Source organism: Hanamia caeni (assembly GCF_003721595.1).
Taxonomy (GTDB): Bacteria; Bacteroidota; Bacteroidia; order Chitinophagales; family Chitinophagaceae; genus Ginsengibacter; species Ginsengibacter caeni.
Genome location: NZ_RJJR01000015.1, coordinates 56670 through 73865, shown reverse-complemented (window position 1 = coordinate 73865; position 17196 = coordinate 56670). Strand labels below are relative to the sequence as shown.

The window sequence follows — 17196 nt, the reverse complement described above, 5'->3', positions numbered from 1 at the left end:
AAACGGCGCAGTAGCGATCCTATCGCTTGCCTCCCATTTAAAGAACCCAAAAAAAATCCCCCTATTTCTTTGAAAACATATCACAACGATATATATTTAATCTACCAAATAATTAATTCCACCAAACTAACCCCAAATGAGTACTCCCATCACACTTATCATCGCCCATAACCACTATGTGTTCAGCGACATTCTTCAAAACATTGTAGAGTCACATGCCGGCATCGGCGTAGTGGCAAGGGTGGACAATGGCAAAGCGCTGCCCGAAAAAGTAAAGGAACTGCAGCCTGACGTGGTGCTGGCAGGGCTGGAACTAGAGGGCGTGCGCGATAGGGCTGCATGGCAAAAGCTGGCAGCCGGATGCGACAAAACAAAGCTGGTGGTATCATGGCGCCATCAGGATGCAGATAAACTCCCGGCAATGATACGCGCTTTGCATGCCGGATACATTGCCCGGGACGCGTCGCCTATCGAATACCTGTATGCCGTAAAGCAGGCGGCCAAAGGCAAACAGTATTATTGCAGCCAGACCCAATTGCGGCAAAGACTGAACGGAGCAGCCTCTTTTGCAAAAAACCTGGATGATACGTGGCTGCGGATGCTGTACTGCATTTGCATGGGCTACAGTAATAAAGAAATAGCTATGGCTACCGGGTTAAAAGAAAATACGGTAAAAAGCTACCGGAAAAAGCTGAAGAGTATGATGGGGTATAGAAGTGTGGCGGGGATGGAGGGGATGTTGAATTATGAATCGTGAATTATGAATTAGGAATTATGAATTATGAGAAATGGAGAATTGTAGACTGGGAATTGAAAATGGAGAATGGAGAATGGAGGAAGAAGGATGGAAAATAAAAATTGAAAATGGGTTTTGGAAGTTAATTCCATTTTCCATTTTCAACTTTCAATTAAGAAAAAAACGAGGCCTGTGGGTGATTATTGTGAAATACGGTTTACGACAATACTGTCCTTAACCTGCTGGTTGGCGCCTACAGCCAATGCCCGGCAGTAATAAGTAGTGCCTTTGGTAAGCCCGGTAAAAGTGAAGGAGGTGGTAGTAGCGGGGAAGCTTACCCAACTGCTCTCCTGCAAAGTAGGATCCGACGTGTATTGAAACACGTAACTTGATGCACCCTTTACCGCTTTAAATTTAAGTAGCAGCCGGCCGCTACCCCCACCATCGGTGAGAGTAGGGTTTTCGGGGGCTGTGATCGTAATGGGTTGTGGCAGCTTGTTCAATTCAAAACCGGTGCTGGCAAGTAACGCCGAGTCGGTAGTGGTGGTGTTAACATAATCTGCAAGCTGGCTCAGCATTTGGTTCAGGTTAAACTTGCTGATGTTTTTTAGCTGCACCTGTACCTTGTCCCTGTTGGCCGAGCTCTGCAGTAACGCTGCATAATTGTCCAGCTCGTTGTTAATACTCTCGAGCGATGGTACAGGGTTTGGGAATGTGGCTACGGCGGCATTCATTTTGCCGGTAACGTTTTGACCAAATGCCAGAAAATTTGCGTCGGCTAGTCTTTTGAAAGTTTTGATAACCCTCCTGATAAACTTTTTCATTGATATAAAATTTAGATTTAGGCCTCATTTTTTTTTTAATGAGAAGGCTAAATTGAAATATAAAGCCGACGCCTGCAACCCCATTAATGGGGTATAATGAAAAGCAGTTTTTTTCGTTGCAAGCAAAAAAGCCCGCAAACAGGGCATTGCAGCGCTTCCGTTTTCCAAAAAGTTTTTTTAAATCGCTGTTGGAAAAATGAAGTTATCCACATTTCGCGGCAGAAAAGCGGTATTTGCTCAACTCTCCCCGACGCATGAATGACCTGGAATTTCAAAAATCACGGTGTACAATGGCCATGGTATACCCTTACAATGACCATTGTATACCCTTACAACGACCATTGTATACCCTTACAACGGCCATTGTATACCTTACAACGACCATTGTATACCCTTACAACGACCATTGTATACTCTTACAACGACCATTGTATATCCTTACAATGACCATTGTATACCCTTACAACGACCGTTGTATATCCTTACAACGACCGTTGTGTACCCTTACAATGACCTTTGTATATCCTCACAATGACCTCTTCTAAGCAACGTCTCACGATAGTGGACGTAGGGTAAACTTTAATTCAGGCCGGCTTCTCCCGTCCTGGTCGTGTTCACGAACCGCGATGTTTTCCGGAGAAACCACTCTGATATGCTTTGTAAATTTGAAAGTACTTATCTTATTTTCATAAAAGGAGGCAGCCGGGTAATTACCGGTTGACTTCGGCAATACAAGCAGAAAAACTTTCATGGAAAACAACTACAAAGTTCAAGGAAAGGCCAGTCTGACTGGGATATATCTTTCTTCTAAGCAACGTCTCATGAGAGTGGACGTCACGTAAACTTTAGTTCAGGCCGGCTTCCTCCAGTCCTGGTCGTGTTCACGAAAACCGCGATGGTTCCAGAAAAACCACTCTATATGCTTTGCAAATTTCAAATTACTTATCTCTTTTTCATAAAATGAAGCAGCCAGATAATTATTGGTCGGTGCAAACGGACAGAGAGCAGCGGTACAAAAAAAATTATTTCTCTTTCTGACTAATCTTTTTCTTTTGCGAAGATATTATACCCCGCGAGATAGAAGAAGCAAATTGTCCAGCAATCCCACTCCAACGCAAAATATATTTTAAACGGGCCATTGATTTTTTTACGTTCTCCGTCCCGGAATATTGCATCATACTGAATAGTTCCCTCGCTAAAACCCATTCCTGTTTCAGCATCGTCTTTTTGCTGCAATTCAAAATCCTGGTTTTCTATAACGAAAGAAGTGTTTTCAAATTCCGGTATTGCTTCATACATCGACAAAAATCTTTTGATGATTTCTTCCCGGGGGATAAGTTTGCCGTCAGGATGTATGATTTGTTCATTGATATAATAAGTATCTACATCAAGGCTTCTTTCAAAAAAATCATCCAAAAAACGGTTGGTTAAATTTGTAATATCCAATTCATGATCAGGATGAAATTCTTCATACAGAAAACCTGTTACCATTCCCTTCACCGGCATAAAAGTGGTTTGATGCTCAAACAATTCTTTGGTAATAAAGTTGTATTTAAAACGATCATCTCTCTCACGGCTAAACGAAACATCTATGCTGTGATCCTGCAATAACCTGATTAACCTGGAATATTCAGTTTCAAACCTTTCATCGTTAAGATCCTTTTCATCTTCAAAACCGGGTTTATCAAGAAGATCAAATACGGTAAAAGATTTCGCATCCAGGTTGGCGTTTTCAAACTCCATTATATTTTTTAGAAACTGGTTTTCAATATCTGGTGGCAGGCCACCTTCACCGCCAAAAAAAGCGCCGGACTCCGCCATCATTTTCATTTTCAAAAAATCATTTTGCATGCGCAGGTTCTCTTCCGGATCGTCACTGAATTTATCATCTTCCGGCAAATTATTTTCTTCATTCACAATTGTAAGTATTTAGAAATTCAATTTAAAGTAATAATATAAATTTAAAAGATGTTATTATAAATTGATTTATTTTTTACATGCTTTATCTAAAGCATGCTTTTTGAAGAACGACAACACTGCAAAAAACGCAATAAAAATTTGCTTATAATCAATAGGGATAACTTCTTGGATTTATGAAGGGTTTAGTATAATATTGTTATGCGTTTTTCTATGACATACATACACCTGCTATCTGCCCAGACTGAGAGTGACAGGAAGCGACTGCTTCAGAACCTCAAAAACCGGAAGAAAGATTTTCGGCTGGAACTAATCATTTTTGGTGCCTTTTGGTTGGTTGCGCCTTTTCTAACAAACAGACCAAATCAAAAGCCACTGATAGAAAGTATGAGTTATAGAATGGCTTTGCTGTTCTTCGGGCTAATATTTCTTATTCCTCTCTCCATAAACTATTTTAAAAAAGTTCACAGGGCTGTCCTGGGTTTGCAGACAGGTTTGAAAAGAATTATCGTCACACAGGTCACCGATAAAATAAATAGCCCGCTTTTTCGAAAGGACGAATATTGTTTAAAACTTGCTGATGACTATTTGCGGAAGCTTTATTTCTCTAATGAAACTTTTGACCAGTTTGAAGTTGGCGAAAATTTAAGAATAGAAGTGAGTGAAAATGGAAAGCAGGTAATTAAAATCACAAAAGCGACGGAGAAAATTATCGAACGGTTAGTAAAAAAGACATCGGGGTATTCTTTCTCTCAAAAGCAGCCTTACAAATCGGTGCTGTTTGGTAAGGAAACAGAGGAGAAAACATCGTTTTTTAGCTTTTTCTCATTTTTAATTCCAGCCAAAGACAATTTCATTTCAGCGCTCATTCTTGATATCAATATTTTGGTTTTCGTTCTTATGCTACTCGATGGTGTTAGTATTTATGAACCACTTGTTACAGACATCGTAAACTGGGGAGGGAACGTAAGGGCATTAACGATATATCAAGGTGAATACTGGCGGCTACTGACAAACATTTTTGTTCATATAGGTATCGTCCATCTTTTAATGAATGCTATTGGCTTTATTTTCGTTTCCGTTTTTGTTGAACAAGTACTTGGAAAAAAATGGTTTTTATTTTTGTATCTATTGACCGGACTATGTGCAAGTCTCACAAGTGTTTGGTGGCACGACAATGTTGTTAGCGCCGGGGCATCGGGTGCAATTTTTGGATTGTATGGCTTCTTTTTAGCATTGCTTGTTTTGGTGAATAAAAAAGACAGAGAAGTAAACAGCGGAATGATTACAACGGTTTTAATTTTTGTTGGCTACAACTTAATAATGGGACTAGCCGGAAATATCGACAATGCTGCACATATCGGCGGACTTATTTCAGGTTTTGCTGCCGGCGCAATATTGACATTGTCCGGAACAGTTAGTAACAAACGGAAGAAGAACAACAATAAAGTGTCGCCAAAAATGCAGAGCGAATACCCTATTGACAGTGAATAATTCAGCACGGCCGTGTCCTGCATATGTACAAGGCCCGAAAGAGAGACACGGCCTGGGGCAGAACCAATTCATAGTAAACAAACATATAACCCGCTTTTTTATTTACATTCGATAATAAAAGAAATAAACACAGGTAATCTTTCCGTCGTGATTTTTACCTTACTCTTCTATAAAAAGATAAAGCCAGCAATACAAAATGGAAAATGCAACACAAAGCCAATTGACTTTTACCAGTGGCTATTCGCAGGTAAATGGTTTGAAAATGTATTACGAAATTTACGGGGACGGTAAGCCGCTTGTTTTAATTCATGGCGGCGGTTCAACCATTCAAACTTCCTTCGGAAAAGCTATTCCGTTATTTGCAAAAAACCGGAAAGTAATCGCTGTTGAATTACAAGCGCACGGGCGCACAAGCGACCGCAATGCCGACTTAACTTTTGAACAGGATGCGGATGATGTGGCCACACTGCTCAAAAATTTACATATTGATAAAGCGGATTTCTTCGGTTTCAGCAACGGTGGCACAACCGCCCTTCAAATCGCTATCCGCCATCCGCAAATCGTTGACAAAATAATTTTGGGTTCAGCCCTTGCCAAGCGTCATGGCGTTCACGATTGGTTTTGGGATTTTATGAAAAACGCGAAGCTGGATGATATGCCCGAACAGTTAAAGGTTGCCTATAAACAAGTGGCGGCCGATGCAAACGACCTGCAAATAATGCACGACAGGGATGTAAAGCGAATGCAAAATTTTAAAGACATTCAGGATGAAAAAATTAAATCTGTTACCGCGCCTGCGTTAATCATCATTGGCGACCGGGACGTTATAACTCCCGAGCATGCCATCGAACTACACCGGCAAATAGCTAATTCTGAATTAGCCATAATACCTGGCGGCCACGGCGACTACATTGGTGAAATAACAACACTTACACCCGGCTTCAGGGAAATTGACCTGGCGGTGCCAATGATTGAAAAATTTTTGGATAAATAGTTTTGAAAATTCTGCTACCACGCAAACAACCTTTTGTTTTAAAGCCATAATAAATTGTACTCAAAAAGTATTTGACAATTATCAATATTTTTTTGCCTGAAGAATAGCTTTCTTACTTAAATAATGGATGCATAAGTTCTGAAACACTTACTAATAAGGCATTTTGTACAATTTCACGCCGTTAATATTTTCTATATTATTAATACGTTCCTGTAGCTTAAATACTACACCAGGAAAATTTCCGTTTAATATTTTGCTAAATCCATTAAATCAAATAATTCAAAACGAAAATCCATGAAATGCGTCTACATTTTACAAGCGATTTGTTTGGGACTTTTGTCTCTTTTTACCAACGGGGCAAAAGCCCAAGCCCCCGCAGATCCATCATCCATAATTGGAAAGGTGGTTTGTGGCTACCAGGGCTGGTTTACCGCCGAAGGCGATGGCTCTCCCATTAATACATGGTCGCACTGGTCTATCGGAACGGCTCCAAAAGCAGGCGTTTTGCCGAATCCGAATCCAAACCTGGATTTTGATGTATATCCGGACGTTGAATATTATGATTCATCAAGTCTGTTTCAGACAAATTTTGCCAACCTGGGGAATGGAACATCCTCAAAATTATACGCTTCCATAAAGCAGGATGTGACAGATAAACAATTCGGCCTGATGCAAAAAAATGGCATTGACGGTGTAGCTTTCCAACGGTTTATCTGGGAAGTACTGGTTGATCCCAGGTATAAAGCCAACAGGGATTCAATGGCCGTACATGTTAGAAAATCTGCTGAAAAATATAACCGCATGTTTTACCTGGTTTATGATCTCAGCGGGTTGGGAAATGTACCGGCTGCCAATGATCAGGCAAGGTTTGACGCCATTAAAAACGATTGGTCTGCCAACATGGTCGGAAATCTTCAGTTCACTTCTTCACCCATGTATGCAAAACAGGGCGGAAAGCCTGTAGTGCAACTTTGGGGCATTGGGTATAATCATATAATAGGTACAGCGGCAATTCAGCTCGATCTGATAAATTGGTTCAAAGCACAGGGCTGCTATGTAATAATTGGCGTTCCCACAGGCTGGCGCACCGGAACGGGAGCATCTTTACCTGGTTGGATCAATACCTACAATGCCGGAGATATGATATCGCCGTGGGCAGTGGGCGCTTATTCTGATCAGGCTTCGGCAGACAACTTCAAAACCAATTTTCTGACTCCTGATCTTACTTATTGTAATTCACATGGTATCGCTTATCAACCGGTTATTTTTCCCGGCTTTTCATGGTCAAACTGGAATGGAGGAACGCAAAATCAGATACCGAGAAATAAGGGAGAATTTTTGTGGCGACAGGTAACCAATCTTCGTTTATTGGGAATTAAATCTGCAGAAATTGCCATGTTTGATGAATACGATGAAGGCACAGCAATCATGAGCATGGCCGACGGTTATGATATGATCCCAACTGACCAATATTTTGTTACCAGCAGCGCTGATGGCACTTACCTTTCTTCTGATTTTTATTTGCGGTTGGCAGGCAAATCGTCAAGGGTTATCAAGCAAACAGATGCATCAACGTCAACTGTTCCGATTCCTTATTCCGTGGGGCCAATATTTTTCAGAACCAGCAATGAAAAAAAATACGACGCAATAGCTTCAGGAACGGTTTACCTGAAGAAAAATATGTATGGTACACCCACGTGCACAACCGTATCAGGAAATACACACCGTGGCACCTATGCGTTAAAAGTTACAGGAACTGATAATTCTACGTCCAGCTCGTATGTCTATTTTAATGCATTTTCGGTTAATATTCCGGTTTCTGACACTACAGAGCTGACTTTCTGGACCAATCCTTCAAATGCTTTAGGAAGATACATTTCGGTTGACCTTTTGTTTACCGATGGAACAGCCCTTCGTGATGCGGGTGCTTATGATGATAATGGTATGTCGATGCATCCTTCAGCAGGCCGGGGAACAGTAGGTACCTGGACGAAGACCAGTTGTAAGATTGGAAGTTTTGTAAACGGTAAAACCATCAAAACAATTCTTGTAGGCTATGATCATGCTGCTCAGAGCGGAACCTTCACTGGTTATGTTGATGATATTTCTATCAATGAAAGAGGATATGGTAGCTATAGTGTTTTGCCTCTGCGGATATTTTCTTTCGGGGCAAAACAGGAAAACAATGATGTTTTATTGCAATGGAAATCTTCGCAGGAGTCAGGCCTGCAGCAATATAAAATTCAAAAAAGCTTTGACGGGTCAAACTTTACGGATATTCAATCCCAATTACCTGGTAAGTCAGAAAACATTCAAACCTATTTCATAACCGATTTCAGTGCGTTGAACAGCGTACCGGCTTCTGGCAAATTATACTATCGCCTTAAAAGTATTGCAAACGACAACCAGGTTTCCTACAGTAAAGTGCAGGTAATTAATTTGAACAGTGAAATGAGCACTTACGCGAAAGTTTTCCCTAATCCCTTTACTGATAAAATTGAAATTTCTTTAAAAGAGGAGCAGGATGGTATATTGAATATTTCTATCTCTGATATCAATGGCAAAATTATCCTGAACAAAAAGGTCAATGTTACAAAAGGCCAGGCTGTTGCCGCTATCAATAATCTTGCAAACCTGCCCAAAGGGATTTATTTTATAAAAACCAGCCTTGCAGGACGAACGGCTACTTTTAAAATTGAAAAATAAAATTCCGGCTACCGTACCCTAAATATCCATGTTCATGAAAACTAATAAATTCTTTAATAAAGTATCAATCGTTTTTACAGGATTGCTGCTTATGTCAGCATCAGTTGTCAATGCAACGACTTATTATTCATATGGTAATAGGGATGCAACCAATAGAAACTATTGGTGGACAGGTACTAACGGTACCGGTTTGCACCCTGCTGCTTTTACTAACTCAGCAGATGTTTTTATTGTTCAATCAGGGCATATTTATACAGCAGCCGCCTCATGGACAGTGGCAGGTTCGGTGCAAATTTCAGGAACGCTCAAAATAACGGTTGCAGGAACTGTAAAATTCGGCGGTAGTTTAACAGTTGCATCCGTTGGTACGCTTCAACAAAACAACAATTACGATAATGCCTCAACTATTCTTGAAGTTGATGGAGACTTAAGTATTGCCGGTACTTATAGTTATACCGGATATTCACCTGCCGTCTGGATGAACGGTTCCGGAACGCGTTATATCAATACTGGTTCTACTTCTCTTTGTAAGTTATTGTTTAGAACCGGGAACTTTTACGCCAATGGGACCGTAACTGTTAACGAGGATTTTTATGCCATGTGGAACCAGGTTGGCGGTTCTTTTCACACCAATGGTCAAATTGTAAATGCTAACTGGGGTGTAGTGGTGAGTGGGGGAACTTTTTATGTAGATGGAGGTACATTAACTGTTGGAAGCACAGTTGGTGGAATGCTTATTGGACGTACGTCAACTTTGGACGGAGACTTACAAGTCAGTTCAGGTACAATTAATATAAGCGGAGGCGGCATTTATCTAGGCACTTCGGGCGCTACCCCCAAAGGAACCTGTACTTTGTCGGGAGGAAATATAAATGTTGCTATACTCGATCTGGGCCAAAATTCCACATTTACCCAATCCGGCGGAACGAATACGATAAATGGGTCTTTAAATCTCAACTACAGCAGCAGCACTTATAAACAAACGGCTACTTCCGCTTTAAGCATTGCCGGTAATTTTTTGAATAATGGTGTGTATAATACCACAGGTGCCGGAATTGCCTCACTTAATATCAACGGAAGCCTCACCAACAATGGCACTTTTACCACTACGTCAACCAGCACGGTAACTTTTGACAGGTCAGGAAATTCAGAAATTACCGGAAGTGCGTCTACCACTTTTTATAATCTTGTATTAAACAAATCTTCTTCCGGAATCACATTGACAAATAACAGCTCTGCCAAAGCTTTTTCGGTCAGCAACGACCTGACCGTTACAACGGGGAATCTTATTCTGGCTGCAACAGATAATAATTACAATTTTGAAAAGAATGTAACTGTCTCTCCCAATGCAACATTAACTCATAGTGTGGACTGGGATGCTGCTGGCAAAAATATTTCTATTGGTGGCAACCTTGAAGTAACAGGTATTTTTAATCCAACTGTCAGGTCACATGTTCAACTAAATGGTTTAGGCCCACATACCATACAGACCGGAACAAATCCTGCCTCCACACTCAGTATATTGACGATGAACAATGGCGATTTTACGGCCAGCGGCCCGCTTAAAACCAACCAGGAAGCCTGGATTATGTTTGGCGCAAATGGCACATTTACTACAAATGGCAAAGATGTAACGTTTGGAAGTCTGGTTATGAATAAAGGGACGTTTAATGTAACTATAGGCGGTACATTAACCGTGAATGGTTCAACCCAGGTGGATTATGGAAGTGGCGCCGCAATGAATATCAGCGCAGGTACAGTGAATTTAAACGGTTCATTAACCATTGGCTCCTTAGGTTCGATAACCTGCAGCAACGCACCTCAAATAAATATTACCGGCAACTGGACTAACTCCGGTGCATTTACTCCGGCAGGCAGTACCGTCACTTTCAAGGGAACCGGCAATCAGCAAATCGGAGGTACCACCTCAAACAATTTCAATAATTTAACCATCAACCCTTCGGCTGGCGTTACCGTTTCTTCAGTTTCAAACAACATTGTAATGAACGGCAACCTTACTGTGTCAACCGGCATATTTGATTTGACTACATTCACCTGTAACAGAACTACTTTAGGTGGAATATTTTCCCTTGCCTCAGGAACATTGCTCAAAGCGGCCGGAGCAAATAACTTTCCTCAATCATTTTCTACGAATACATTGAATGTAAACAGCACCGTCGAATATTATGGAACCATTGCCCAATCTGTTTCACCTGTCACGTATGGAAGTCTTACTGTATCAAACAATAGCACAAAAACAGCAACCGGAGTAGTAAATATTGCAGGTAATTTAAACATAAATTCTTCAGCGGTTTTCGCAGGAGCCACTTATGCTCACACTATCGCCGGTAACTGGTACAACAATGTATCAGCTTCCGGATATTCGGCCGGCACTTCTACTTTTACATTTAATGGAAGTTCTGCACAAACAATTGGTGGCACTGCACCCACTACCTTCAACAAATTAACTGTAAACAACACTTCGGGTGTAAGTATCTCACAAGACCAGACAGTTAATTCAACCTTAACTCTTTCTGCCGGACGATTAAATGTCGGGACAAAGATTTTTACCTTTGGTCCTTCGGCTGCCGCGGTTGCCGGATCATTTTCTGCTGCTACAATGATAGTTGCAGATGGAGGCGGTGAAGTGAGAAAAAATTATTCAGCAACGGGTTCTTATTTTTTCCCCGTTGGAGATATTACAGGAACCGCTGAATATTCGCCCATTACTTTAAACTATACTTCCGGAAGCTTTGCAGCAGGCGCCTATTCAGGAGTAAAGGTAACGAACGCCAGGAGCCCTTATAATACCAGTTCTACTGATTTTTTAAAAAGATATTGGACAATAAGTAACAGTGGAATTACGGCGCCTTCATTCACGGCAAATGCAAAATATGTTGCAGCGGATATAGCAGGAACTGAATCAAATATTTCGTCAGCCAAATACGCAGGAACTGCTACGTGGGTCAGGTATGGTATTATCAGTTCCAACACGGTTACTACAACTTCTATAAATAACACCGGCACAGGAATTATTATCAGTGGAATCACCAATCAATTGCCTACGGTTTCTATTTCTTCTACCGGCTATTGTGCAGGAGGATCTGTAGTCCTTAATCCGGTTATTACTAACGGAACCAGCAGCATGACTTATGCATGGTCACCGTCAACCGGCTTGAGTTCAACAACTATTGCAAATCCCACTGCTACGCCTGTATCATCGACTACATACACACTTACCGTTACGGATGGAAACGGATTTACGAAATCAGCGAGTGTGACTTTGTCGCAGTACCCTTCCGGAAGCTGGGCAGGCGTTGTAAGTTCTGATTGGGATGACGCTGCAAACTGGGTATGCGGCCCTATTCCTACTTCGGCAATTGATGTTACGATTCCTTCAGGGCTCAGCTTTTATCCGGTTATAAATGCCGGAACTGATTATGCCAGAAATATTACCATACAGTCCGGTGCCTCTTTGACGGTTGCAGGAGGTAAATTAAAAATATCCGGGACTGTTTCAAATAGTGGCACACTTAATGCCGCCTCCGGCACCATAGAAATGAACGGTGCATCTGCTCAAAGCATATCCGGGAGCATGTTCCTCAATAAAACCATTCAGAATTTAATTGTAAGCAACACAGGCAGCGGGCTATCCGTTTCTTCTATTTCCAACGACACATTGAAAATTACCGGCGCAATAACCTTTGGAAGCGCGACCGCCACATTAAATACAGGCGATAATATCACCCTGGTTTCCAATTCTCTGGGAACAGCAAGAATAGGAACAGTCGGGATTGGGAACACTATCACCGGCAAAGTAATTGTAGAAAGATACATCAACACCGGCACCGGCGCGGGCCAGCATGGAAAATCATGGCAGTTTTTATCAGCGCCCACCTATGGGCAAACCATAAAAGAAAGCTGGATGGAAAATGGAAATATACCTGGTAATTATGGAACCACGATAAGCGGTCCTGCAGGCACAGCAGCAGGTTTTGATATGTATTCCGTGGCCCCTTCCATGAAATATTTTGACCCCTCCACCGGCAACTGGAAAGGTGTTGGCAGCGCCAATGCCATTATATCAAATACCGGCGGCTATATGGTATTTATAAGAGGAGACCGCACAATAACTACAACCGCCCAGGCCGCTAATCTGACCATACTCAGAAGCAAAGGCACATTGTTTACAGGCACACAATTGCCCGTAACCGTAAAAGCCGGCCAGTTTCAGTCTGTAGGCAATCCCTATGCTTCACCCATAGATTTTGCTTTGATTACCAAAGACGCGAATGTTGATAATGCATTTTATGTGTATGACCCATACCTGTATGGCACCTACGGCGTAGGAGGCTACCAGACATTAAGCAGCGTCAACAATTGGAAGCCTGTTCCGGGAGGTACCAGCGCTTATCCTGTCAATGTGCTGTCGTCAGTTATCCAGTCGGGGCAGGCCTTCTTTGTACATTCCAACAGCAGTACCGACGGCAACCTTACCATAACAGAAGGCAGTAAATCCGCAACAGGAAGGCCAGGCCATTCAAACAGGGAAGCCACAGGCACAACCAATGAAGACAGGCAGTTTTTACGCGCCAGCCTTGTTACCTCAGCCGGATTAATGGCAGACGGCAACGTAGCAGCCTTCGACAACAGTTTTAGAAATGCCATAGACGGCAACGACGTGGTAAAGCTCACGAATAGCGGAGAAAACTTTGGTATCAAAAGCGCAGGGAAAATTTTAAGCATAGAAGCCAAAAGCCAGGTGTCAGCCGGGGATACCATTTTTTACAATCTTACGAACCTCAGTAAAACAGCTTATAAGCTCATTTTTGCTCCTGAGCATATGGAAGCCACCGGTATCCAGGGCATACTGACAGACAAATACCTTAAGACGGAAACCGCGGTAAGTTTAAGCGACAGCACCATTATCGAAGTAGCCATAACCTCAGACGCTGGCTCTTCAGCCGCAGATAGATTTAAAGTAGTCTTCAGGCAAATGGCCACATTGCCGGTAAGCATCACCTCCGTAACAGCGATAAACAAAAATGCAGACAACATCATAAGCTGGACGGTGGCCAATGAAAGCGGCATAAAGCAATATGAAGTGGAAAAATCGGTCGATGCAGCGCATTTTAGCCAGGTAGCCATAGCCCAGGCAGCCAACCAACCGAAAGGAAATTATACAGCGGTTGACCAAAATGCAACTAAAGGAACCAATTACTACCGGATAAAAATCATCAGCATGGATGGCAAAGCAAGCTATAGTTCAATAGTAAAAGTGAGCAATGAAAGCAAGCCAGGAGCAATCACCGTATATCCAAACCCCATTACCGGCAACGTAATTCATTTACAGCTCCATAACCAGGCAACAGGAAAATACCAAATCAAATTATACAATACGGGCGGGCAGGTATTGTTTTCCAAAGACATTCAACATACTGAAAGCAGCAACAGTGAAGACATTAAATGTGATAATTTACCGAATGGGGTGTATCAGTTAATAATAAATACGCCAGCAGGAAAAACGGAAAATATCCAGGTAATAAAATAAAGACTACAATTAACCTCGGCACGCATTCGCTTATGTGAATGCATGCTAAGGTTTTTTATGTATGAATTTTCTTTCGCTGTAAAATAAAAATTCTGCCTATTTATTCATTCACTGTGTTTAGAAATCTTCTGCCGTCAGGCTAAACTATTTCACATCTAAACCCATTATTTACAAATAATGTAATATTTTGCAAAAATCCGCAACGCAGAGAGGCGGCTACGCAAAACGTTATGGCTAAAATTTCTTTTCTACCAGGTTCTAAAAATGGCACCAATTCTCAAAAAACAGATTCGATATTATTACCTGCGTTAGTGCTGGTGGCTGTGATATTATTATGGGTGGTCATTTCTTATGCCAATCTTTTCCCCGCATACGCGCTTCCCACACCAGGCTCGGTATTAAAAAGCTTTAAAGAAGAATTCGAAGCGGGCCGGCTGCTGAACGATATCATTGCTTCTTTATGGCGTGTGGCGGTGGGCTTTGTATTAGCCGCCGTACTCGGCATTCCGGCGGGCTTGCTGCTGGGTCAGCATTTGCACCTGCGGCAGGCGTTCGTACCCATGCTGAACTTTTTTCGCTTCCTCTCTCCCCTGGCCTGGATTCCCTTTGCTATACTTTGGTTTCATATCGGCGACAAGCCGGCCATTTTCCTGATATTTATGGCAACATTTTTTCCATTGGCCCTGGCAACTATGGCGGCAGTCGCTACTATTCCAAGCATCTATTTTAAAGTGGCAAAAGATTATAATTATAAGGGAATGGAATTGCTGACTAAAGTAACATTCCCTTCCGTTTTGCCTCAAATTATTACCGCCTTGCGGGTGAGCTATGGCATCGCCTGGGTGGTAATTGTAGCCGCAGAAATGGTAGGCTGCCAGGATGGCCTCGGGTATGGGATTTGGGAAGCGCGAAACGGACTGCGGCTGGATTCTGCCGTGTGCTATATGATAGTAATCGGTGTAATTGGTATGGGAATAGACCGCCTGCTGGCACAATTAACTAAACTTCCAAATGTAAGATGGGGCTATGAACGATAAGCAATTAGTAAGCCTGTCATTCGACAACGTATCGCACAGCTATGGCGCAGTCAATGTATTACAGTCATTAAGCCTGGAAGTACAAAACGGAGAGGTGCTCGTACTTGTCGGGCCCTCGGGCTGTGGTAAAACAACTATATTAAATTTGCTTTCCGGCCATATCAGGCCTACGCAAGGCAGGGTAAACCGGACGGGAAACATCCGCACCGTGTATCAGCACGATGGGCTTTTTCCGTGGCTGACCGTTGGCGAGAACATTGATATGGGATTACGCTCCCTGGGCAATCAGCCGCAGCGCGAAACGGAAAAAAAAGACCTGATCGAGTTAATACATCTGCAGGGTTTTGAAAATCATTACCCCCATCAATTATCTGGTGGAATGCGCCAACGGGTAGAACTGGCAAGAGCTTTGGCGGGCCAATCGGATATTTTGCTGATGGATGAGCCGTTTTCTGCACTGGACTATCAAACAAGATTGCGCATGCGCCTTGAATTGGTTAGGATTCTGAAACAAAGGCCCCGTACGATTGTATTTGTAACTCATGATATTGAAGAAGCGGCGCAATTGGCCGACAGGGTTTTGGTATTGTCGAGCCGGCCCGCTACCATTTGTCGCGAGCTGCATGTGAATGAGCAACGCCCGAGAGATCTGACCGGCGCCGCAGTGATTGAAACGATGAAGACAATTTTGATTGAACTGGGATTGCAGCAATAATCCTAAATTACATTTGAAAATAGAATGAGCATGAAATTTACTTTTGGCAAATTGATCCTCGGGATAGTGGTTGTCTTAACCGCGCTGGGCCTGCTTAGATATAAGCCGTGGGAAAAGAACGGCGCAAATTCGGCAAGGGATGTAATACACGAGGGCGTAAATAAAAAAGCTACCCGCGAACTAACCGTGGGCTACCTGCCTGTTACCTGCCATCTTACCTGTCCCGTCACGGATTTTGCGTCCAAAACAACGGAAACCAGTACAAATTTCAATTCGCGCGTTTTTTCAGATTTTCCAACTGTGGTAAGTGCGCTGGAAGCCAAACAGGTGCAGGCTACTTTTATGATTGTGCCGCTGGCAATGAAGCTGAGGGAACAGGGCGTACCGGTAAAAATTTGTTATCTCGGCCACAGGGATGGCTCTGAAGTAGTAGTGGGAAAGAACAGCAAAATCAGGAGCCTGAGAGACCTTAAAGGTAAAAAAATGGCCATACCCAGTCTTTACAGCAACCAGAATTTTGTGATTCACAAAATGATGGACGACTATGGCATGCAGCCCAACGATATTGAATTTATTATTCTGCCACCGCCGGATATGCCTACTTCACTTGCGGCGGGCGCGATAGATGCGTATTTTGTAGGTGAGCCTTTTTGTGCCAAGGCTGAATTAGATGGCATCGGCAGGGTTTTATATTATGCCCGCGACATCTGGCCCAATTTCATTTCGTGCGCGCTGGTAGTTCATGAAGATTTAATTCGCCAAAATCCGGGGGTGGTACAAGACCTCGTACGTGGTATAGCTGCCTCAGGCGCCTGGGCCGAAACCCATCGTAAAGAAGCGGCGAAGCTGGTATCTCCCTATTTCAGGCAGGACGAAAAGGTATTGAATTATGTACTTACTTCCGATCCTAAACGGGTGAGCTATGTGCAGCTTACTCCCACCGATGAAGACCTGCAACAAATAGAAGACCAGGGCATAAAGCTTAAGCTGCTCTCAAAAAGAATTCCGATGCATGAGCTGATTGACCGTGAATTTGTACCAAAGAAAATCGTCCCCGCCCCTATTGACGATGCCTCTATCCTAAAGGCATCAGCCGCCAGATAAAAGCAAACACCCATTGCGTTTACTAAACCGCTATTCCCGTAGGTTTCCACAGGGATTTCCTTGTGTCCAATATCGTGTTAAGTCCGGGATATGCCGGACTTATGCCGGACTTGAGCAG

At 42.7% G+C, this 17196-nt stretch carries 11 protein-coding genes; 8 read left to right on the top strand and 3 right to left on the bottom strand.

Translation table 11 applies throughout. The features are described 5' to 3' along the window. The first annotated feature begins 136 nt into the window (after positions 1 to 136). A complete protein-coding gene (locus tag EFY79_RS17060; protein WP_123121955.1) occupies positions 137 to 757 on the top strand; it encodes a LuxR C-terminal-related transcriptional regulator in 621 nt (206 codons plus the stop codon). 179 nt (positions 758 to 936) lie between these two features. Here EFY79_RS17060 and EFY79_RS17050 read toward each other — a convergent pair whose 3' ends face one another. The 3 genes from EFY79_RS17050 to EFY79_RS17040 form a co-directional block, all read right to left on the bottom strand. Next, positions 937 to 1560: a fibronectin type III domain-containing protein gene (locus EFY79_RS17050; RefSeq protein ID WP_123121953.1), complete on the bottom strand. Its 624-nt coding sequence runs from the start codon at positions 1558 to 1560 to the stop codon at positions 937 to 939. A gap of 553 nt (positions 1561 to 2113) precedes the next feature. Then, complete coding sequence (locus tag EFY79_RS17045) at positions 2114 to 2311, bottom strand: hypothetical protein (RefSeq protein ID WP_123121952.1); 198 nt, start codon at positions 2309 to 2311, stop codon at positions 2114 to 2116. A 287-nt stretch (positions 2312 to 2598) separates the two neighbouring features. Next, positions 2599 to 3477 (bottom strand): hypothetical protein, encoded by an 879-nt coding sequence (locus tag EFY79_RS17040; protein ID WP_123121951.1) that lies wholly within the window; start codon positions 3475 to 3477, stop codon positions 2599 to 2601. Positions 3478 to 3690: 213 nt separating this feature from the next. Here EFY79_RS17040 and EFY79_RS17035 point away from each other — a divergent pair, with 213 nt between their 5' ends. The 7 genes from EFY79_RS17035 (at position 3691) to EFY79_RS17005 (ending at position 17078) form a co-directional block, all read left to right on the top strand. Beyond that, positions 3691 to 4971, top strand: coding sequence for a rhomboid family intramembrane serine protease (locus EFY79_RS17035; RefSeq protein ID WP_158605239.1), 1281 nt, complete (start codon positions 3691 to 3693; stop codon positions 4969 to 4971). Positions 4972 to 5167: 196 nt separating this feature from the next. Next, complete coding sequence (locus tag EFY79_RS17030) at positions 5168 to 5965, top strand: alpha/beta fold hydrolase (protein ID WP_123121949.1); 798 nt, start codon at positions 5168 to 5170, stop codon at positions 5963 to 5965. Between the two features lie 294 nt (positions 5966 to 6259). Beyond that, a complete protein-coding gene (locus EFY79_RS17025; RefSeq protein ID WP_148041958.1) occupies positions 6260 to 8671 on the top strand; it encodes a T9SS type A sorting domain-containing protein in 2412 nt (803 codons plus the stop codon). A 34-nt stretch (positions 8672 to 8705) separates the two neighbouring features. Beyond that, a complete protein-coding gene (locus tag EFY79_RS17020; RefSeq protein WP_158605238.1) occupies positions 8706 to 14222 on the top strand; it encodes a T9SS type A sorting domain-containing protein in 5517 nt (1838 codons plus the stop codon). A gap of 230 nt (positions 14223 to 14452) precedes the next feature. Next, the gene (locus tag EFY79_RS17015; RefSeq protein WP_123121946.1) at positions 14453 to 15259 is read left to right on the top strand and encodes an ABC transporter permease; all 807 of its coding nucleotides are present in this window, start codon (positions 14453 to 14455) and stop codon (positions 15257 to 15259) included. Then, entirely contained in the window at positions 15249 to 15974 is a 726-nt protein-coding gene (locus EFY79_RS17010) for an ABC transporter ATP-binding protein (protein WP_123121945.1), read from the top strand. The genes EFY79_RS17015 and EFY79_RS17010 overlap by 11 nt, the downstream gene beginning before the upstream one ends. Before the next feature lie 30 nt (positions 15975 to 16004). Further along, positions 16005 to 17078, top strand: a complete 1074-nt coding sequence (locus tag EFY79_RS17005; RefSeq protein ID WP_158605237.1) for an ABC transporter substrate-binding protein — start codon at positions 16005 to 16007, stop codon at positions 17076 to 17078. The last annotated feature ends 118 nt before the right edge of the window (positions 17079 to 17196 follow it).